Origin of the sequence: Aeromonas sp. 2HA2, from assembly GCF_029237345.1 — a bacterium.
Classification (GTDB): domain Bacteria; phylum Pseudomonadota; class Gammaproteobacteria; order Enterobacterales; family Aeromonadaceae; genus Aeromonas; species Aeromonas salmonicida.
On the sequence record NZ_JAACGB010000002.1, the window covers coordinates 1 to 20,121 of the forward strand.

Sequence of the window (20,121 nt, forward strand, 5' to 3'; positions counted from 1 at the left end):
TGCCCGGTAGCTAAGTTCGGAATCGATAACCGCTGAAAGCATCTAAGCGGGAAGCGAGCCCTGAGATGAGTCATCCCTGACCCCTTGAGGGTCCTAAAGGGCCGTTGGAGACCACAACGTTGATAGGTGGGGTGTGTAAGCGCAGTGATGTGTTGAGCTAACCCATACTAATTACCCGTGAGGCTTAACCATACAACACCCAAGAAGTGTTTCTGGCCTTGTAGCGAATGAAGAACTACTAACTAATTCAGTGATAACGACAAGCCACGAGCAACATCGTTATTTACGTCAGCTTTCTCAGATTGAAGTAATTTGCCTGGCGGCCATAGCGCCGTGGAACCACCTGATCCCATGCCGAACTCAGAAGTGAAACGCGGTAGCGCCGATGGTAGTGTGGCATTCGCCATGCGAGAGTAGGACACTGCCAGGCACCCAACACGAAAAACCCCGCTCATCGAGCGGGGTTTTTTATTGCCTGAAATTCAAGTTTTGGTCGGCTATCACCTTATGACGGCACATTCTATATGGCCTTAGCTCAGACACCAAAGCACTACTGGCGTCTTGCCTCCTGACGTGACCGTTTTGTGCGCTATCATGGCTCTTGAGTTTTAGTGTTCCTATTGATGTTCTCCTGCCAAAACCCGCTGCCAAGCCTGCAATTAGGGTTGTATATGCCTCATAACTCGGTAGAGTAAGGGCATCTCGGGTTTACCTGTACACTCTCTTTTTTTCTCTCTTGTACCGGTAATGCTTGGCCTGCTTTTATCAACCTTAAGTCAGTGGTATCGATATGGAACAAGTAAACAAGTCCACCTTCAGCGATGTACTGGAATATGTGCGTATGTCCCGTCGCCAGAACAAACTCAAGCGTGAAATCGCGGACAACGAGAAGAAGATCCGTGACAACCAGAAGCGTGTATTGCTGCTCGACAACCTGAGTGACTACATCAAGCCCGGCATGAGTATCGATGAGGTTCAGGCCATCATCGCCAACATGCGTACCGACTATGAAGAGCGCGTTGATGATCACATCATCAAGAATGCCGAGCTGTCCAAAGAGCGTAAAGACCTGAGTGCCAAGCTCAAAGCCATGAGCTCCAGCAAGTAAGCAAGCCTCTTTGCTACCTGAAAACACCGGCTTTAGGCCGGTGTTTTGTTTTCTGCCATCAGCTCGGATCTCTCATCAAGCTGCAACAATCGGCTCCCCTTTTTTTGATCGCCCTGTTACCATCGCTACAAAGCGGTCAACAGTTTTCAAGCCATTGACTTGAAAAGACTAAGCTTGAGTGAAACACAATAAATTGCGCAACCATGGCGGGGCTGATATGGGCGCATCAGAACAGACGGATTTGAACAAAGTGGCATCTCAAGATTCATCTGTCCCAAGCGCGGACGGCAAGTACAAGCGCAAGCGTCGTCCCTGGTGGCGTTGGTTGTTCTGCTTTCTCTTTTTGCTGTGCCTGGCGGCTGCGATTGCCCTGGTTGGCTATGAGATGCAGACCTCCCGACTGCAGTCGCAGGAGATCTCCCGCTATGCGGCCAAGCTGACCTATCAGGTCGAAGCTGGCCCCAGCAAGCAAATAATCTTCCCTGAGGATGGCCCCTTCGACAAGCGGCTCGGCTATGTGCTGTTGCCCATGATGCAGGAGCGTTTGCTGCAACGGGGTTATCAGGTCAGCGAGCAGACACACTTTTCCGATGCGCTCTATGACTATGCCAGCCGTGGTTTCTTTGTTCCCTATACCGAGAAAGTACAGGCCGGTCTGACCCTGCATGACTGCCGCGCCGAGCCCTTCTATCAATTCAAGTATCCGACTCACCATTACCCGGATTTTGCTTCCATTCCTCCCCTGGTCATCCAGTCGTTGTTGTTTATCGAGAACCGCGATCTGCTGAGCAACGAGCAGCCGTTGGCAAACCCGGCGGTAGATTGGCCCCGCTTTGCCAAGGCGGCCATGTCACAGGTGGGCAAGGCACTGGACATGCAGGATCAGTCCGCAGGGGGCAGTACACTGGCGACTCAGGTCGAGAAGTACCGCCACTCTCCCGATGGTCTGACGCTGTCACCGACCGAGAAGATCCGCCAGATGGCGTCAGCCAGTGTGCGGGCGTATCGATTGGGGCCGGAAACCCTGGAGGCGCGCAAGCTGGTTGCCTGGGCTTATCTCAACTCTGTGCCACTCTCGGCTGCCCCTGGTTATGGCGAGGTACATGGGCTGGGTGATGGCTTGTGGGTCTGGTTTGGCGCCAATGTGAACGAGGTCAATCGGCTGCTGGATCCGGCTCGTAACCAGGATGCGGCACTTGAAGATCAAGGACTTGCCTTGCGGCAGGTTGTTTCGCTGATGATCGCACACCGTCGCCCTTCCTATTATCTGGCGCAGGGACGGGATGCACTGGCGACCCTGACGGACAGTTATCTGCGACTGTTCGTGCAGGAGGGCATGATCACGCCGCCACTGATGGAGGCTGCGCTCAAGGCCAAACTTGGTTTCCGCGACTTCCTCCAGTCCCCCGCTATGACCCGAGTCAACAACAACAAGGGTTTGCAGGTCGCGCGCACTCGCCTGAGCCGCCAGCTCGGGGTGCAGCTGTATGATCTGGACCGGATGGATATGAGCGCGGATACCAGCCTCAATATGCCGCTGCAAAACGAGATCTCCCGTTATCTGCAACAGCTTGCCGATCCCGCGTTTGCTGCTCAGGTCGGCCTGTTTGGTGAGCGCCTGCTCTCGCCGGAGAAGACAGGGGATGTGCGTTACAGTTTCACTCTGTTCGAGAAATCACCGGAAGGTTTCAAGGTACGAGTGCAGACGGACAACACGGATCAGCCATTCGACATCAACGAAGGCAGCAAGCTGGAGCTGGGTTCCACTGCCAAGTTGCGGGTATTGACCACCTATCTGGAAATCATTGCAGAGCTGCACGACAACTATTCCGATATGCCAGCAGAGAGCCTGCGCAAGATTGAGGTCTCGGGTCAGGACAACCTCAGTCGCTGGGCCGTCTCCTATCTGATGACGGCCAAGGACAAGAGCCTGCCGCTGATGCTGGAGGCCGCACTGGATCGCCCATACTCCGCCAGTCCGAACGAAGGCTTCTTCACCGGGGGCGGTATGCACACCTTCAACAACTTCCGCCGTGAGGATAACGGACGCATTCCTGCAATACGAGATGCGCTGCGCGAGTCAATCAACTTGCCCTTCGTGCGTCTGATGCGGGACATAGTGCGCTACAGCCTCTATCGGGAGGGCAACCGCGCCCAGCTGCTCAAGGATGACAAGGATCCCCGTCGTACCGAGTATCTGGCCAAGTTTGCCGATAAGGAGGGGCAAACCTATCTGCTGCGCTTCTGGCGCAAGTATCGCGGCAAGACGGCAGATGAGCAGCTCGACACCTTCCTGGATGGCCTCAAGCCCAGCGCCGTACGACTTGCCGCCGTGCATCGCTATCTGATGCCGGATGCCTCGCAGGAGACCTTTGCCGCCTTCCTGGCCAAACGGTTGCCGCGTGACAAGCTCAGCGACAGACGCATTGAGCAGCTTTATACCAGCTATGGCCCAGGCAAGTATTCCTTGCCGGATCAGGGTTACATCGCGCGGGTGCATCCGCTGGAGCTGTGGTTGCTTGCCTATCTCAAGGAGTTCGACAAGGCGACCTTTGCCGATGCGGTTGAAGCCAGCCGGGATGAACGACAAGAGGTATACAGCTGGTTGTTCAAAACTCGTCACCGCAGTGCCCGTGACAGCCGTATCCGTACCATGCTGGAGGTCGAGGCCTTCCTCGATATCCATCAGCGTTGGGCCAAGCTGGGCTATCCATTCGACCATTTGGTGCCATCGTTGGCGACGGCTCTGGGCAGCTCAGGGGATAGACCCGCCGCGCTGGCCGAGTTGATGGGGATCATTCAGAACGGTGGCATTCGGGCTCCCACCCTGCGTATCGAACATCTCTCGTTTGCCAAGGGCACACCGTTTGAGACCAACTTTGAGCCCGTTCACTCCGAGGGCACCCGGGTGCTGCCCGCAGAAGTAGCGACTGCTTTGCGCAATGCACTCTCCAAGGTGGTGGAAGGGGGAACTGCAAGGCGTATCGCCGGTGCCTTTGCTCTGCCGGATGGCACTGTGCTGCCGATGGGGGGCAAGACGGGGACTGGCGACAACCGGATCGAGACAGTGGGTCGTTATGGCAATGTCACCAGTTCGCTGGCGCGCAACCGGACCGCGACCTTTGTCTTCTTTCTGGGAGAGGATCACTTCGGTACCCTGACCGCCTATGTGCCGGGCAGCCAGTCTGACAAGTTCCGCTTCACCTCTGCCCTGCCAGTGCAGGTGCTCAAGGGGATGGCTCCACTGCTGATGCCTTATCTGCAACCCGGTACTCATACACAGTGTATGGCGGGCAATTAGCTCGCAAACCAGGATAAAAAAACGGGGCCATATGTTGGCCCCGTTTTACGCTGTGTTGCTTGCTGCTCGCCATGAGGCGTAAGCCATCACTTACAGCAGGTCTTCGATTTCGCCACGCAGGTATTGGTACATTTCGCGATAGGCGACCGGCGGCTTGTTCAGTTCCCGTTCCTTGTTGGCGGAGCGGATCAGCTGGCGCAGCTTCTGGCGATCCAGCTCGTGGAACTGGGACATCAACTCGTTGAGTGCGCTGTCGCCTTCGTTGATCAGGCGCTCACGCCACTGTTCCAGGCGATGCAAGCGGGCATTCACGGTGGAGTGGCGGTTCTTGATGATGGAGAGCGCTTCTTCGATCGGCTCGATATCACGGCTGCGCATCAAGCGGCCGATGAACTGCAAATGGCGACGGAAGGACTCATCTTTCTTGGGTTTGAGTTTGCGGCCCAGCTCGACAGCATCGGCAAGCTCTTCATCCAACGGGATTTTTTCCAGCTCACTGTGGCTTAGAGAGACTATCTCTGCGCCCAGCTTTTGTAGCACCTCTGCATCACGCTTGAGCTGAGTCTTGCTGGGGCCCCAGTCTTCCAACTCGTTGTCGTCTTGATATTGACTCATCGGTCTCTTGATTCCTGTCATTCACGTTGGTGGATATGTTACCAGCTTCTCCCGCTGGGCGCAGGGGTCTGATATGCTTAGCCCCTTTCCTTCCTTCATATAGATGTGAGTTATGGATCAGCAAGACCAAATTCGCCAGGATCAAGCCCATCTCGAGGCCGTCGTTGCCGAGGCACTGGAGATAGCCAAAGGACTGGGCGCCTCGCTGGCCGAAGTCTCCATCAGCAAACAGACCGGGTTGTCGGTGAACACTCGGGGTTGTGAACTGGAAAGTATCGAATTCAACAAGGATGGTGCTCTGGGCATTGCGGTTTATCGCGATGGTTGCAAGGGTTCATCTTCCACCACGGATCTGGGCAAGCCAGCCATCCGCGCCGCTGTCGAGGCGGCCATGGAAATCGCCCGCCATACCTCTGCCGATGATTGTGCCGGTCTGGCAAATGCCGAGCTGCTGGCCTGGGATGCCCCCGATCTGCAACTGTGCCACCAAATCGAACTGGATCCCCAGCGCGGGATCGAGCTGGCCATCGAGTGTGAGCGGCTGGCGCTGGGTCGCGATGCCCGGATCAAACACTCCGATGGGGCCGGTTTCTCCAGCCACCTCGGCATCAAGGTCTATGGCAACAGCCACGGCTTCGTCAAAGGCTATGCGGCGTCACGCAACTCCCTGAGCTGCGTTCTGATTGGCGAGCTGGATGGCGACATGCAACGGGACTACGGCTACTCCTCGAGTCGTGACCTGGGTGGGCTCTGGAGTCCGCAACGCATCGCCGATGAGGCGGTGGAACGCACCGTCTCCCGCCTGGGTGCCCGCAAGATCTCCACTCGCCATGCGCCCGTGCTGTTTCACCCGGACACAGCCGCCGGTTTATGGGGCCATCTGGTGATGGCCATCAGCGGTGGCAGCCTCTATCGCAAGTCGAGCTTCTTGCTCGACAAATTGGGCAAGCAGATCCTGCCCCAGTGGCTCACTATCCAAGAGTTTCCCCACCTGCTGGGTGGACTGGCCAGTACGCCGTTTGACGGGGAAGGGGTACTTACCCGGAATATGGACATAGTGCGCAACGGCGAGCTGATGAGCTGGCTGCTTACCTCCTACTCCGCCCGCAAGCTGGGACTGACCACCACGGGTCATGCCGGTGGCATCCATAACTGGCAAGTTTCCAACACGGGCCAGGATTTCCAGGGGATGCTCAAGGAGATGGGGACAGGCCTGCTGGTGACCGAGCTGATGGGGCAGGGGGTCAACATCGTCAATGGCGACTACTCCCGTGGCGCAGCCGGTTTCTGGGTCGAGAATGGCGAGATTGCCTACCCGGTGGAAGAGATCACCATAGCAGGCAACCTGACCGAGATGTTTAGCCATATAGTGGCGGTGGGGCGTGACGAGGATGAGCGTTCCAGCCTCAAGACAGGTTCCGTACTGGTGGAGAACATGAAGCTGGCGGGACATTAATACCCGTCCTCACGTTGAATCCATGATATGAAAAAGGCCCCCTCGCCAACGCGAGGGGGCCTTTTTAACAGACATGTTCAAGGGTTGGCAATCAGCCCTTGATACGCTCGATGCGCCCGCCCAGACCTTGCAGCTTGTGCTCGATATCTTCGTAGCCACGGTCGATGTGATAGATACGGTCGACTATGGTGGAGCCTTCGGCGACGAAGCCTGCCAGCACCAGACTGGCGGAGGCGCGCAGGTCTGTGGCCATCACCTGGGCACCCTTGAGTTGTTCGGTGTCACGGCAGATGGCGACATTGCCCTGCAGCTCTATGTCCGCACCCATTCGCACCAGTTCCGGTACGTGCATGAAGCGGTTCTCGAAGATGGTCTCTGTGACCATGCCGGTGCCCTTGGCGACGGTGTTCAGCACGGTGAACTGTGCCTGCATGTCGGTCGGGAAGGCCGGGTAGGGAGCTGTCTTGATGGTGACGGGCTTGAGAGTGCGGCCTGTCATGTCGAGGGTGATCCAGTCAGCCCCTTTCTCGATCAAGGCGCCTGCCTCTTCCAGCTTGACCAATACCGCCTCCAGCAGGGAAGGATCTGTCTTGCGACAGGTGACCTTGCCACCGGTAATCGCTGCGCCAACCAGGAAGGTACCGGTTTCGATACGGTCAGGCTGCACGCTGTAGCTGCCACCGTGCAGACGCTCGACACCGTCGATGGTCAGAGTGTCGGTGCCCGCGCCCTGAACTTTGGCGCCAAGGGCGTTGAGGAAGTTGGCCAGATCGACTACCTCCGGTTCACGGGCGGCGTTCTCGATCACGGTGCGACCGTCGGCCAGGGTAGCGGCCATCATCAGGTTCTCGGTACCTGTGACGGAAACCATGTCCATCAGGATATGAGCGCCCTTGAGGCGGCCATCGACACGGGCCTTGATGTAACCATCCTCGATGGCAATCTTGGCGCCCATCAGCTCCAGGCCGTGGACGTGCAGGTTCACCGGACGGGCACCGATGGCGCAGCCACCGGGCAAGGAGACGTCGGCAGCCCCGAAACGGGCAGCAAGCGGGCCGAGCGCCAGTATGGATGCGCGCATGGTCTTCACCAGCTCGTAGGGGGCGACGTGGTTGTTCACCGCACCGGTCAGCACTGTCACGTTGCCGTTGACCTTGGTGGTGGCGCCCAGCATCTCCAGCAGCTTGAGGGTGGTACCCACGTCTTTCAGGCGCGGTACGTTGGAGAGGTGGATCTCCTCATCACACAGCAGGGTGGCGAACAGGATCGGCAGGGCGGCATTTTTGGCGCCAGAGATGGTCACTTCGCCGTTGAGAGTACAACGACCATCGATCTTGAATTTGTCCATTTACTTAGATACCAATCAGGAGGGCAGTAGGAATTTACGTTCGCGTTTCCACTCGGCATCGGTAAAGGCCTTGATGGAGAGTGCGTGGATGGCGTTGCTGGCGATCTTGTCCATCAGCGGGGCATAGATGGCCTGCTGCTTCTTGACCCGGCTCATGCCGTCAAACATGTCACCGACGGCGATCACTTGATAGTGACTGCCGTCTCCTTTGACATGGACTTCGGACAATGGCAGAGCCTCAAGGAGTATCGCTTCAATTTCAGAGACTTGCATTATGCGTCCTCAGTTGTGAGCGGAGTTGACTGAAACAGACTGGCCACTCCATACAGGTTGGCCAGGGTATAAAAATCAGTGGAGGCGCCCACCAGTTGCGGTGTGGCGCCTCGTACCAATACGGCTTTGGCCCATTTGACCAGCAGTGCCAGCCCGGCGGAGTCCAGGGTGGTGACGCCACTCAGTTCGAGCTGATCTTCCTGCCACCACTCGGCGCGGCGTTGCCACAGGGCATTGACCTGTGGTGCCTGCAGATCGCCGCTAAATTTCATGACTTGATGACCAACGGCTTGGCATTGTGAGCACGCAGCTGGGCGATCACTGCATCTATGCCATTCTGGCGAATGAGGCCGCCCAGCTCGTTCTGCTTGGCGGAGAGCAGGCTGATCCCTTCGGCGACCATGTCGAAGGCCTTCCATTCACCGGTCTTGTTGTTCTTGCGCAGCTTGAATTCGAGGAAAATATCCGGCTTGCCGGCCTCTTTCACGCTGACGTTGACGGCTGTGATATTGCTGTCACCCGGCGCCTTGCCCGGCTCGACTTTGACGGTTTGCTTGTCGAAATGGGCCAGCGCATCGGCATAGGAACTCACCATGTACTCGGTGAACACCTCGACGAAGGCGTCACGCTGGGCCGGGGTGGTCTGCTTGATCTGGTTGCCGAGCACCTTGTAGGCAGCGAAGCGGTTGTCCACGTAGGGCAGCAACTCTTCACGGATGATGACCCGCAGGTGATCCGGATTGCTCTTGACCTGGGACTTGTCCGCCTTCAGGCGGGCAAAGGTCTGCTTGGCCGCTTCGTCCACCAGGGCATAGGGGTCGGCGGCATTGGTGGCGTGAGCCACCAGGGAAAACAGCATGCTGGTCATCAGACCCAGCAACAGGGCGATCTTCTTGAACATGGTTACTCCTTACTTGCTGTCGGATTTGGTGTCGGAAGACTGGCTATAGAGGAACTTGCCAATCAGGTCTTCCAGCACAATGGCTGATTTGGTGTCTTCAATCATGTCGCCATCCTTGAGCATGCTGGTACCCATCTCCTCGTCGGTGAAACCCGGCATCAGGCCTATGTACTGCTCGCCGAGCAGGCCCGAAGTCAGGATGGAGAGGGTGCTGGTTTCGGAAAACTCGCCGGCACTCTTTTGCATCAGCAGGGAGACGACCGGCACCTGGCTCTTGGCATCCAGGGTGATGTCGCTGACCCGACCGACGACGACGCCACCAACCTTGACCGGTGAGCGCACTTTCAGGCCGCCGATATTATCGAAATGGGCGCGCAGGGTATAGGTTTCTCCTTCCGGTTTGAAACTCAACCCTGCTACTTGCAGTGCCAACGCCAGAATGGCACCGATGCCGGCCAGCATGAAGGCGCCAACCAGGAATTCTACTTTGCTGAACTTCATCTTTACCTTATCCAAACATGACTGCGGTGAGTATAAAATCCAGGCCGAGCACGGCCAGGGAGGAGTGGACCACGGTACGGGTTGTGGCCTGACTGATCCCGGCCGAGGTCGGCTTGGCATCATAACCGTTAAAGAGCGCAATCCAGGTGACTACCAGAGCGAAGATCAGGCTCTTGATGGCACCTTGCATGATGTCATCCTGCCAGTCGACGGATGCTTGCATGGCGGACCAGAAGCTGCCTTCGTCCACCCCCAGCAGATCCACACCGACCAGCTTGCCACCGAAGATGCCGATCAGGCTGAACATGAAGGCCAGCAGCGGCATGCTGATGACGCCGGCCCAGAAGCGAGGGGCCACTACCCGGCGCAGCGGGTCGACCGCCATCATCTCCAGACTGGAGAGCTGTTCTGTGGCCTTCATCAGGCCGATCTCGGCAGTCAGTGCAGAGCCGGCGCGGCCGGCAAACAGCAGGCCGGTCACAACGGGACCCAGCTCCCGCAACAGGGAGAGGGAAACCAGCGGGCCCAGGCTCTGCTCGGCGCCGAAGTCTTTCAATACGTTGTAACCCTGCAACGAGAGCACCATGCCGATGAAGAGGCCGGAGACCAGTATGATGGCAACGGACTGCACACCCACGACATACAACTGCTGAAGCAGCAGGGGGAAGTGCTTGCGTGGCTCGGGTTTGCCTGCCAGCGCATGAAACAGCATTATGGTGGCACGGCCGATGGAGCTGATGACGCGCACGCCAACCCGGCCCAGCTTGCTTACTTGGCTTATCAACATCACAGATCCTGTAGCAGGTCGCCTGCCGGAAAATGAAACGGGACAGGACCGTCGGGCAATCCAAGCAGGAATTGCTCGACTTCGGGATTATGCTCTTCGCGCAGCTGCGCCGGCGTGCCGTGCGCCACCACCTTGCGGTTGGCGATGATATAGGCGTAATCGGCGATGGTCAGCACTTCGTTCACGTCGTGGGTCACGATGACGGAGGTGATGCCGAGGGCGCTGTTCAGCTCCTTGATCAGCTTGACCAGCACCGCCATCGTGATGGGGTCCTGGCCGACAAACGGTTCGTCATACATGATGAGGTCCGGATCCAGCGCTATGGATCTGGCCAGCGCCGCACGGCGTGCCATGCCACCGGAGAGTTCGGACGGCATCAGCTGAGCCGCCCCGCGCAGACCCACGGCCTGCAGCTTCATCATGACAATGGTGTGGATCAGCTCCTCCGGCAGACCGGAGTGCTCCCGCAGCGGGAAGGCCACGTTGTCGTAGACCGTCATGCCGGTAAACAGGGCGCCGCTCTGGAACAGCATGCTCATCCGCTTGCGCACTTCGTACAGGCGAGAGCGGGAGAGGGTGGGGATATCTTCCCCGTCAAACAGGATATGACCGGACTCCGGCTTGATCTGGCCACCGATCAGCCGCAGCAATGTGGTCTTGCCGATGCCGCTCGGGCCCATGACCGCAGTGACCTTGCCACGGGGAATGGTCAGGTTGATCCCGTCGTATAACAGCCGATCTCCGTGACTGAAGGTCAGATCGGAGATGGTGATAAGGTCATTGTTCAAACAATTGTCCATCCGGTGTAAATGAAGAGCGAATTTTATGGGCTAGTCTAGGTCTAAGCAACAGCAAGGAACAACTATTGAACAGCCTGCCTCCTCAAAAGCGCGACAGTTTTGCGTCACAGATTGTCTCTCTTTTGGGACCGAGAAGTATCCGATTCGCTTATCTCGACAGACTTTTTTATAATCCCGCAGCAAATTTCCGCCCGGAGCTGTGCCCTTATGTCTGTAAAGCCTGAGAAAGTGTCTGAACTGTTCGATTTTCGTCGCAGCGCCCGTACTGTGCTGGACATTGAAAAACAAGCGATTGATGGACTCTACCAGTACCTGAACGATGCCTTTGACAAGGCATGCGAGCTGGTGCTGCGCTGCAGTGGCAAGATAGTGGTCACCGGCATGGGTAAGTCAGGTCACATCGGGAGCAAGATTGCTGCCACCTTGGCCAGCACTGGCACCCCTGCCTTCTTCCTCCACCCGGGTGAAGCCAGCCACGGGGATCTGGGGATGATCTCCAGCGGTGACCTCATCATCGCCATCTCCAATTCCGGTGAGAGCGACGAGATCCTGGCCCTGCTGCCGGTACTCAAACGTCGCGGCATCCAGTTGATCTGCATGACCGGCAATCCGGCCTCCACCATGGCCAAAGAGGCCAACGTGCATCTGTGCATCAAGGTGGATAAAGAGGCCTGCCCGCTGGGCCTGGCGCCTACCTCCAGCACCACGGCTACCCTGGTGATGGGCGATGCACTGGCGGTTGCCCTGCTGGAAGCCCGCGGCTTCACCGCCGATGACTTCGCGCTCTCCCACCCTGGTGGCTCCCTTGGTAAGCGGTTGCTGCTGCGGGTCGGTGACCTGATGCATAGTGGCGATCTGTTGCCCCAGGTGGGGATAGATGCCACCATCAGCCAGGCGCTGCTGGAAGTGAGTCGCAAAGGTCTGGGCATGACGGCGGTCGTCAACGAAGAGGGTCTGCTGGCCGGACTGTTCACCGATGGTGACTTGCGCCGGATCCTGGATCTGCAGGTGGATATCCATCACACCTCGATCGCCAAGGTGATGACGACCAACTGTGTTACCGTTGGCCCCGAGATGATGGCGGCAGAAGCGGTCAAACTGATGGAAACCAGAAAGATCAACGGATTACTGGTGGTGGATGGTGACAAGCGCCCGCTGGGGGCCTTCAACATGCATGACCTGCTGAAAGCCGGAGTAATTTGATGCAAAACGTACCGACCCTTTATGGTCCGGTGACGCGCAGCCAATACGACAGGGCGGCGCAAATCCGCCTGCTGGTGTGCGATGTGGATGGGGTGCTCTCCAACGGCCTCATCTATATGGGCAATGACGGCGAAGAGCTGAAAACCTTCTGTACCCGCGATGGCGCCGGTATGCGGGCCCTGCTCAACGCCGGGATCGAAATAGCCATCATCACCGGGCGCAACTCCCGCATCGTCAGCGATCGGATGAAGAGCCTAGGGGTGCAGCATCTGGTACAGGGGGCGGATCAGAAGCTGCCCCACTTCGAGGCGCTGCTGACCAGGCTGGGTCTGGAAGCGTCACAAGCCGCCTATATGGGGGATGACACCATAGATCTGCCGGTGATGCAGGCCTGCGGGCTCGGCATTGCCGTGGCCGATGCTCATCCGCTGGTACTGGCCCGGGCCGACATGGTGACTCGACTGGCTGGCGGCGTCGGCGCTGTGCGTGAGGTATGTGACCTCCTACTGCAGGCGCAAGGGCATGGCGATTATCAGCCAGAGGCCTCGGTATGAGCAGACAGACACTGTTGTTCGTCCTGCTGTTTCTGGTGGCGCTGGCCGCCTGGCAGATTGGTGATGTCGACCTGACGCCGGAGCCGACTACCAAGGCAGAAAACTACCAGCCGGACTTCACCGCAAGGAACCTGGTGACCACCCGTTTTGATGTCAACGGTCGACGCACAGAACGGTTGGAGTCCGAGTATGCGGAGTATTACCAAGTCATCGAGCAGGCTACCTTCAACAAGCCGGTGGTCTACATGTTCGACAAGCAGGGTGAGGCCGAGTGGAAAGTCACGGCCGACACAGGTGTCCTCAATACAGACGACAACGTGATCCTGCGCGACAAGGTACATCTGGATGGCCTGCTGCCCACCTCCTTCATCTCCACACTGGATACCCCCTATCTGGAGCTGGATCTGGTGACTCAGAATGTGAGAAGCAATCAGCATGTCAGCATAGTGGGTAAGGAATTCCAGACCGAAGGCGTTGGCCTGAAGGGTCATCTGGAACGCAAATATTTTGAATTACTGGATCAGGGCCATGCCATCTATTTCAATGAAAAACGCTAATCTGGCCCTCGCGGCTTTGCTGCTGTGCGGTACCGTGAGTGCCAAAGAGTCCGACTTTGCCGAAAAGGTCTATGTGGATGCGGTCAGACAGGTGGCCGAGATGCAGGACAACCGCATCACCTTCAGTGACGATGTCATCATCACTCAGGGCACCATCAAGATTAAGGCTGACAAGGTGGTGGTGATCCGTTCCGGCGACAAAGGGGCCGAGGTCATGACGGCCTATGGCAAGCCTGCCACCTTCTTCCAGATCTTGGACAACGGCAAACCGGTCAACGCCCACGGCAACAGCATTCGCTACGAGCTGAAGAATCGCCTGGTGACCATTACCGGTAACGGTCAGCTCAAACAGGAAGACAGCCAGGTTAACGGTGACCTGATCCGCTACGACATCGTCAAACAGAAGATGATCGCCGAGAGCAAGGGGCCGACCCAGCGGGTCAAGACGGTGTTCCTGCCTGATCAGGTAGAGAACTTCGACAAGCCCGCCGACCAGAAGAAGCAGGGAAAATAAACCATGGCAGTGTTGAAAGCAGCCGGCCTGCAAAAAAGTTACAAGCGTCGCATGGTGGTCAGTGACGTGAGTCTGGAGGTGGGTACCGGCCAGATCGTCGGCCTGCTCGGCCCGAACGGTGCCGGCAAGACCACTTCCTTCTACATGATAGTGGGGCTGGTGCAGAGCGATGCCGGCCTCATCACCATCGACGATCAGGACATCAGCCAGCAGCCCATGCATATCCGTGCCCGTAACGGCATCGGCTATCTGCCGCAGGAGGCCTCCATCTTCCGTCGTCTGTCCGTGTTCGACAACCTGATGGGGGTCATGCAGACCCGCAAGGGGCTGAGCCGCGAAGAGCGTGAAGACAAGGTCGAACAACTGCTGGAAGAGTTCAACATCACCCATATCCGTGACAACCTGGGTCAGAGTCTGTCAGGGGGGGAGCGACGCAGGGTCGAGATCGCCCGCGCGCTGGCGGCCGAGCCGCGCTTTATTCTGCTGGATGAGCCGTTTGCCGGGGTCGACCCCATTTCTGTAATAGACATCAAGAAGATCATCCAGCATCTGAAAGATAGAGGCCTTGGTGTCTTGATCACTGACCACAACGTCAGGGAGACTCTGGACGTATGTGAGAAGGCTTATATCGTCAGCCACGGCAAGATGATCGCCGAAGGTGCACCGGCCGAGATCCTTGCCGATGAACAGGTCAAGCGCGTCTATTTGGGCGATCAATTCAGTCTATAGTAAGGGGGCATCTCTTCATTTCCTTTGACGACTGCCTCGCTGAACATAAGGATATCCCGACGTAGATGAAGCCGACATTACAGTTGCGTCTCGGTCAGTCCCTGACCATGACGCCGCAATTACAACAAGCGATTCGTCTGCTCCAGCTCTCCACCCTGGAACTCCAGCAGGAAATTCAGCAAGCGCTCGATAACAATCCTTTGCTTGAGCAAGAGGAGAATGACGTTCAGGAGACCAGCCCGGAAGAGCCCGTCGACGATAGTCAGCTCGATTCCAGCGATGCCATGGCCCAGGATCAGATGCCGGACGAACTGCCGGTAGATACCACTTGGGAAGATGTCTATTCAGCTGGCACAGCCCAGAGCGCAGGCCCCATCCACGATGGGGAGGACAGCGTCTATCAGGGGGAAACCACCGAGAACCTGCAGGACTATCTGCTGTGGCAGATGCGCCTCACCCCGTTCAGCGATCTGGATGCTGCCATTGCGCTGGCCATCATAGATGCCATTGATGACTCCGGTTATCTGACCGTCTCTCTCGAAGATATACAGGCGGCGGTGAGCAGCGAGGATGTCGAGGTGGAACTCGACGAGGTCGAGGCCGTGCTCAAGCGGGTGCAGCATTTCGATCCGGTCGGCATCGCAGCGCGCTCGGTGCAGGAGTGTCTGCTGATCCAGCTTGGCCAGTACGCTCCTGAACTGCCCTGGCTCAATGAGGCCAGGGAGGTGATCAAGGAGCACATGGACTTGCTCGGCAACCGTGATTACCGCACCCTGGCCCGCAAGACCAAGCTCAAGGAGAGTGACCTCAAGGAGGTGCTGGACCTTATCCAGCAGCTGGAGCCCAGGCCGGGTAACGGCATCATACAGAGTGACTCCCAGTACGTGATCCCGGATGTCACCGTCGTCAAGAAGGGCAACAAATGGGTCGTCGAGCTCAACCCTGATTCTGCACCGCGCATCCGGGTCAACGAGACCTATGCCGCCATGGCCCGTCAGGCGCGTACCAGCCAGGATACCCAGTTCATTCGCTCCCACTTGCAAGAAGCCAAGTGGTTCATCAAGAGTCTGGAGAGTCGCAACGACACCCTGCTCAAGGTGGCGACCTGTATTGTCGAGCAACAACAGGGCTTTTTCGAGTATGGTGAAGAAGCCATGAAGCCCATGGTGCTCAACGATATCGCCGAGGCGGTGGAGATGCATGAGTCGACCATTTCCAGGGTAACGACCCAGAAATACATGCATACCCCCCGCGGCATCTTCGAACTGAAGTTTTTTTTCTCCAGTCATGTGAACACAGAAGGAGGAGGAGAGTGCTCATCGACCGCAATTCGCGCGCTGATCAAGAAGCTGGTGACGGCGGAGAATCCCGCCAAGCCGCTAAGTGATAGCAAGATCGCGGATTTGCTGGCCGAACAGGGTATTATGGTGGCGAGACGCACGATCGCAAAGTACCGTGAATCCTTGTTGATCCCGCCATCCAATCAGCGCAAACGCCTGGTTTAGGCAAAACAAAAGGAAGACGTTATGCAAATTAACCTGACCGGACACCATGTCGAGATCACCGAAGCTCTGCGTGATTATGTGAATAACAAATTTGCCAAACTCGAGCGTCACTTTGACCACATCAACAATGTTCATGTGGTGTTGAGCGTAGAAAAACTGAACCAGATCGCCGAAGCCAAGCTGCATGTCAGCGGTGGTGAGGTGTTCGCCAATTCACAGCATGCTGATATGTATGCTGCGATTGATACCCTGCTGGACAAGCTGGATCGGCAGATCATCAAGCACAAAGATAAGTTAAATCAAAAATAACTATGCAACTTGAACACATACTGAGTCGGGACTGCACCAAAAGTGCGGTCCCTTGTACCAGCAAGAAACGCGCCCTCGAGATCATCAGTGAATTAGCCGCTGAGCGCTTGGGGACCTCTCGCCAGACACTGTTCGAGTGTTTGCTGGCACGAGAAAAAATGGGCAGTACCGGGATCGGTGCCGGTATCGCCATTCCCCACGGCCGGATCGGTGACGAGTTTCCACCGACCGCCATCCTGATGACCTTCGCAGAGCCTATCCCCTTCGACTCCATCGACAATCAACCGGTTGACCTGCTCTTTGCCCTGCTGGTGCCGGAAAGTGAGTGCAAACAGCACCTCAAGACCCTTTCCCTGATGGCATCCAAACTGGGCGACAAGGCGGTTTGCCGCCAGTTGCGCCAGGCAACCAGCGATGAAGATCTCTATCAGATCATGACGTCGGCCTGATATTCGGGCCCTCGTGATGACCCCAAGCGGTGAGGCAGCAAGATGCAATTAATAGTGGTAAGTGGGCGCTCCGGCTCGGGCAAGACAGTTGCCCTGCGCGTGCTGGAGGATCTGGGTTATTACTGTGTGGATAACCTGCCGGTCAACCTGCTGCCCCAGTTGATCGTGTCGGTCGAGAGCCAGTATGACAAGCTGGCGGTCAGTATCGACGTGCGCAACCTGCCGGTGAGCGCAGACAAGCTGGAGACCCTGCTGGCTCAGGTTCGCAATGAGGGCAGGGTGGAATTTTCCAGTTTCTTCTTCGATGCGGAGAACTCCACCCTGCTCAAGCGCTACGGCGAGAGCCGCCGGCTGCACCCCTTGTCCCGCAAGCAGCTCTCACTGGATGAGGCGATCCGTGAAGAGACCAATCTGCTGGCGCCGCTCTCCTCGACTGCCGATTTGCGTATCGACACCACCAGCCTCAGCATTCATGACCTGAGTGAGCTCATCAAGACCCGGGTGCTTGGCAAGAAAGAGAACGAGTTGGTGCTGGTGTTCGAGTCATTCGGCTTCAAGTACGGCATCCCCAAGGACGCCGACTTCGTGTTCGATGCTCGCTTCCTGCCAAATCCACACTGGATCCCCGAGCTCAAACCCTTTACCGGCAAGGATGAGCCTGTGGCCCGCTACCTTTCCAGCCAGCCAGACGTGATGCAGTTCATCCTGCAGATTGAAAACATGCTGGCGACCTGGTTGCCACATCTGGAGCGCAACAATCGTAGCTATGTCACTGTGGGAATTGGTTGCACCGGTGGTCAGCACAGGTCCGTGTTCATCGCAGAGCAGCTGGCTGGCGCGTTCCGCTTGCTCGGCAAGAACGTCCAGATCCGCCACCGCACCCTCGACAAAAGTACGCCGCAACATTGATGGACCAATAGGAAGATCAGATGACCGTCTCAGCCTCGGTGGAAGTGAAGAACAAACTGGGTATGCATGCCAGACCGGCCATGATGCTGTTCGAGCTGGTACAGGGCTTCGATGCCCACGTGCTGCTGCGCAATGAGGACGGCATCGAGGCCGATGCAGACAGCGTGATCGGCCTGCTGATGCTGGATTCAGCCCAGGGCAAGCAGGTGGAAGTACAGGTGGAGGGCCCCGAAGAAGTGGAGGCGCTGGCCGCCGTGGTGGCGCTGTTCACCTCCGGCTTCAACGAGGAGTGACTCACTCCCCGCCCTGGTTCAGGAACCGGTGCGCGCCAGCCCCTTGAAGCTGGCAAAATCCCGACAAGCCAGCAGACTCTTGCTGGCTTTTTCGTTCATCAGCGCCAGAAACAGATCGTAGAGCCCCATCGCCTCTTCGTAGTCCGCCTTGCTGATGGCCAGCATGAATATCAGAGTGGCTGTCTCGCCATTGCCCCAGTCGATCCCCTGTGGTGCCAGCACTGTATAGACCAGGGTGCGGCGGGCCAGCAGGCCGAGTGAGTGGGGCAGGGCTATGCCTTCTCCCAGCAGGGTGGAGACGATGCGCTCCCGTTCGTGGAGTGAACTTCTGAACCCCGCTTCCACCAGGTCTTCCTGTTCCAGCTGATCGCAGATGCGGGCGAACAGCTGACTCTGGTTGAGTGGCTCATTGACCACCATGAAGTGGTCGGCATCGAAGTATTTGTCGAGCAGGTAGGGGCGGGTGCGGTCGATCAGCACCAGTTTGCCGAGCTGCTCCAGCTGATACTGGGTCGGGAAAGGTGCCACCTGCACCACGGGCACGTTCTTCTCGCTCACCTTGACAGTGCTGATGACAAAATCCTGCTCTATCCGCGTCAATCCCTCGTAATCTCGCACCGACTCCAGGCTGGCCAGTTGCAGCTGGGGATATTCCCGCTTGATGCGCGCCTCCAGCACCCGGAAGGTGGCGTTGCCGGCATCGCACAGCAGCAGTGCCTGGGGACGGCGGGTGTAGCCGATGTCGTAGTGGCGCTCCAGCCCTACCCCGATATGGATTACCAGGTAGCCAATTTCGTGGTGGGTCAGCCGGTAAGGTGTCTGTTTTATCCACTCCGAAATGGCGGCCAGCGTGATGTCGTAGGCGAGGGGATAGTACTGCTTGATGTGATCCGCCAGCGGATTGTGGCTGCCAATCTGGTATTTGACCCGCAGCAGCATGGCGCTGATATGGGTCTGCAGATCCGCTCGCAACTGCAGGTCGCCGCGCAGATCATAGGGATAGTGCTGATGGATATAGGCAAGCAGATGCTCGACCAACTGCTCGCTCTCGGCGGCCATGGCCGGGCTGAGCCTGGGCGTGTCAGCGGTGAGGCGGGCCTGGATCTGGATGGCGAGGCAGGCGATCTCCTCCTCTCCCGGTGGCATCAGGGTCGGCAGCTCTGCATAAATGTCACTGGCTACGGCGGCCAGCGTCTCTGTGATGTCTTCGCTGGCAAACTGGCGCAGCTCGTGCCCCGCAGCCTGCCGCAGCAGGGCGACGGCGCAGTAGATGGTGAGCTGCTGCAGGCTCTCGTCGGCGAGGCGCAGCTGATGGCGGCTGAGCTGGGCATGGATGTGATTGCCCACTACCTCCAGCGTCTTGCTGGGGCAAAGGTTGGGCAGCAGGCTCTGCAACTGGTTGTTGTGGAGCAGCTCCTGATAGAGCAACTGGGTGAGGCAGGCCCTGATCGCCGTCTCCCCACCCTGGATGCGCATGCCCAGCCGTGGCTTGCTGTCGATGAGCAAGCCAAAGTGGGCGAGCCGCTCCCGCACTTCCGCCATGTCCCCCTGCAGCGCCGCCCGGCTCAGATACCAGGTATCCGCCAGTTCGTCGAGCTTGATCCCCTGTTCCGCCGTCAGCAGCAAGATCTGCAGGTGCAGCACTCGCTCGCGGCTGGTGCGCGGCAGGCTGCTCTCCTGCTCCTGGGCCGCCAGCAACTCATCAAACAGCCCCTGATTGTAAATCTTGAGCTGGTAGCCGCTGCCACGCTGGTGGATCAGGTGGGCGCCGTGGGTGGCAATCAGCTCGTTGAGGGTCGCCACGTCGGTGCGCACAGTGCGGGTGGAGACATTGAGGCGGCGAGCCAGCTCCTCCTGTGGCAGCGGTTCGGCATGGAGCTGGGTCAGCAGTTGATGGAGTCTGGGGTGGGGCAGCTTGGTCATGAGGGGGGACGGGACTCCTGTCGCGAAATAAAGGGTCGATGTTAACAAGCGGGTCATTAACAAGCCAGGCACCGGCCAGTGATCGG

At 57.8% G+C, this 20,121-nt stretch carries 22 protein-coding genes and 2 rRNA genes; 15 read left to right on the forward strand and 9 right to left on the reverse strand.

From position 1 onward, the window contains the following. The 4 genes from GWQ29_RS03300 to GWQ29_RS03315 form a co-directional block, all read left to right on the forward strand. Positions 1-192: ribosomal RNA gene (locus tag GWQ29_RS03300) — 23S ribosomal RNA — on the forward strand; the annotation flags it as partial. A gap of 123 nt (positions 193-315) precedes the next feature. Next, a 5S ribosomal RNA gene (rrf, locus tag GWQ29_RS03305) occupies positions 316-430 on the forward strand. 360 nt (positions 431-790) lie between these two features. After that, on the forward strand, positions 791-1,108 hold the full coding sequence (gene tmaR / locus GWQ29_RS03310; protein WP_005314445.1) for a PTS system regulator TmaR: 318 nt from the start codon (positions 791-793) through the stop codon (positions 1,106-1,108). 217 nt (positions 1,109-1,325) lie between these two features. Further along, positions 1,326-4,409, forward strand: coding sequence for a transglycosylase domain-containing protein (locus GWQ29_RS03315; RefSeq protein ID WP_275918755.1), 3,084 nt, complete (start codon positions 1,326-1,328; stop codon positions 4,407-4,409). Positions 4,410-4,499: 90 nt separating this feature from the next. Here the strand turns inward: GWQ29_RS03315 and yjgA are convergent, their stop codons facing one another. Next, a complete protein-coding gene (yjgA, locus tag GWQ29_RS03320) occupies positions 4,500-5,024 on the reverse strand; it encodes a ribosome biogenesis factor YjgA (protein WP_021140203.1) in 525 nt (174 codons plus the stop codon). Between the two features lie 112 nt (positions 5,025-5,136). Between yjgA and pmbA the strand changes: the two genes are divergently transcribed. After that, positions 5,137-6,480 (forward strand): metalloprotease PmbA, encoded by a 1,344-nt coding sequence (pmbA, locus tag GWQ29_RS03325; protein ID WP_275918756.1) that lies wholly within the window; start codon positions 5,137-5,139, stop codon positions 6,478-6,480. Positions 6,481-6,571: 91 nt separating this feature from the next. Here the strand turns inward: pmbA and murA are convergent, their stop codons facing one another. From murA to mlaF, 7 genes are read right to left on the reverse strand one after another with little or no spacing between them, the layout of a single operon-like run. Continuing rightward, complete coding sequence (murA, locus tag GWQ29_RS03330; protein WP_275918757.1) at positions 6,572-7,828, reverse strand: UDP-N-acetylglucosamine 1-carboxyvinyltransferase; 1,257 nt, start codon at positions 7,826-7,828, stop codon at positions 6,572-6,574. 15 nt (positions 7,829-7,843) lie between these two features. Beyond that, entirely contained in the window at positions 7,844-8,101 is a 258-nt protein-coding gene (gene ibaG, locus GWQ29_RS03335; RefSeq protein WP_005306001.1) for a BolA family iron metabolism protein IbaG, read from the reverse strand. Beyond that, complete coding sequence (locus GWQ29_RS03340; protein ID WP_096119776.1) at positions 8,101-8,373, reverse strand: STAS domain-containing protein; 273 nt, start codon at positions 8,371-8,373, stop codon at positions 8,101-8,103. Before GWQ29_RS03340 ends, ibaG begins: the two co-directional genes overlap by 1 nt. Then, positions 8,370-9,002, reverse strand: a complete 633-nt coding sequence (mlaC, locus tag GWQ29_RS03345; RefSeq protein ID WP_005314430.1) for a phospholipid-binding protein MlaC — start codon at positions 9,000-9,002, stop codon at positions 8,370-8,372. Before mlaC ends, GWQ29_RS03340 begins: the two co-directional genes overlap by 4 nt. Positions 9,003-9,011: 9 nt before the next feature. After that, the gene (mlaD, locus tag GWQ29_RS03350) at positions 9,012-9,503 is read right to left on the reverse strand and encodes an outer membrane lipid asymmetry maintenance protein MlaD (RefSeq protein ID WP_125608556.1); all 492 of its coding nucleotides are present in this window, start codon (positions 9,501-9,503) and stop codon (positions 9,012-9,014) included. 7 nt (positions 9,504-9,510) lie between these two features. Further along, a complete protein-coding gene (gene mlaE / locus GWQ29_RS03355; protein WP_005314426.1) occupies positions 9,511-10,290 on the reverse strand; it encodes a lipid asymmetry maintenance ABC transporter permease subunit MlaE in 780 nt (259 codons plus the stop codon). After that, positions 10,290-11,090: a phospholipid ABC transporter ATP-binding protein MlaF gene (gene mlaF / locus GWQ29_RS03360; RefSeq protein ID WP_011898278.1), complete on the reverse strand. Its 801-nt coding sequence runs from the start codon at positions 11,088-11,090 to the stop codon at positions 10,290-10,292. Before mlaF ends, mlaE begins: the two co-directional genes overlap by 1 nt. A 207-nt stretch (positions 11,091-11,297) precedes the next feature. Here mlaF and GWQ29_RS03365 point away from each other — a divergent pair, with 207 nt between their 5' ends. From GWQ29_RS03365 to npr, 10 genes are all read left to right on the forward strand, one after another. Continuing rightward, on the forward strand, positions 11,298-12,293 hold the full coding sequence (locus tag GWQ29_RS03365) for a KpsF/GutQ family sugar-phosphate isomerase (protein ID WP_034524103.1): 996 nt from the start codon (positions 11,298-11,300) through the stop codon (positions 12,291-12,293). Beyond that, the gene (gene kdsC / locus GWQ29_RS03370) at positions 12,293-12,847 is read left to right on the forward strand and encodes a 3-deoxy-manno-octulosonate-8-phosphatase KdsC (RefSeq protein WP_275918758.1); all 555 of its coding nucleotides are present in this window, start codon (positions 12,293-12,295) and stop codon (positions 12,845-12,847) included. Before GWQ29_RS03365 ends, kdsC begins: the two co-directional genes overlap by 1 nt. Next, positions 12,844-13,404 carry an LPS export ABC transporter periplasmic protein LptC gene (lptC, locus tag GWQ29_RS03375; protein ID WP_275918759.1) on the forward strand — a complete coding sequence of 187 codons (561 nt, stop codon included), beginning with the start codon at positions 12,844-12,846 and terminating at the stop codon, positions 13,402-13,404. Before kdsC ends, lptC begins: the two co-directional genes overlap by 4 nt. After that, the gene (lptA, locus tag GWQ29_RS03380) at positions 13,391-13,918 is read left to right on the forward strand and encodes a lipopolysaccharide transport periplasmic protein LptA (protein ID WP_005314414.1); all 528 of its coding nucleotides are present in this window, start codon (positions 13,391-13,393) and stop codon (positions 13,916-13,918) included. The genes lptC and lptA overlap by 14 nt, the downstream gene beginning before the upstream one ends. Before the next feature lie 3 nt (positions 13,919-13,921). Then, positions 13,922-14,647, forward strand: coding sequence for an LPS export ABC transporter ATP-binding protein (lptB, locus tag GWQ29_RS03385; RefSeq protein WP_005314412.1), 726 nt, complete (start codon positions 13,922-13,924; stop codon positions 14,645-14,647). Between the two features lie 65 nt (positions 14,648-14,712). After that, on the forward strand, positions 14,713-16,152 hold the full coding sequence (locus GWQ29_RS03390) for an RNA polymerase factor sigma-54 (RefSeq protein WP_059112774.1): 1,440 nt from the start codon (positions 14,713-14,715) through the stop codon (positions 16,150-16,152). A 21-nt stretch (positions 16,153-16,173) separates the two neighbouring features. Continuing rightward, a complete protein-coding gene (gene hpf, locus GWQ29_RS03395) occupies positions 16,174-16,461 on the forward strand; it encodes a ribosome hibernation promoting factor (RefSeq protein WP_005305957.1) in 288 nt (95 codons plus the stop codon). A gap of 2 nt (positions 16,462-16,463) precedes the next feature. Beyond that, a complete protein-coding gene (gene ptsN / locus GWQ29_RS03400; protein WP_005314406.1) occupies positions 16,464-16,910 on the forward strand; it encodes a PTS IIA-like nitrogen regulatory protein PtsN in 447 nt (148 codons plus the stop codon). Positions 16,911-16,952: 42 nt separating this feature from the next. Then, the gene (gene rapZ / locus GWQ29_RS03405; RefSeq protein ID WP_005314405.1) at positions 16,953-17,819 is read left to right on the forward strand and encodes an RNase adapter RapZ; all 867 of its coding nucleotides are present in this window, start codon (positions 16,953-16,955) and stop codon (positions 17,817-17,819) included. 20 nt (positions 17,820-17,839) lie between these two features. Next, a complete protein-coding gene (gene npr / locus GWQ29_RS03410) occupies positions 17,840-18,112 on the forward strand; it encodes a PTS phosphocarrier protein NPr (protein WP_005314403.1) in 273 nt (90 codons plus the stop codon). An 18-nt stretch (positions 18,113-18,130) separates the two neighbouring features. On the opposite strand, the gene GWQ29_RS03415 is transcribed toward npr, so the two are convergent. Continuing rightward, on the reverse strand, positions 18,131-20,035 hold the full coding sequence (locus tag GWQ29_RS03415) for a PRD domain-containing protein (RefSeq protein WP_275918760.1): 1,905 nt from the start codon (positions 20,033-20,035) through the stop codon (positions 18,131-18,133). Positions 20,036-20,121: the final 86 nt, after the last annotated feature.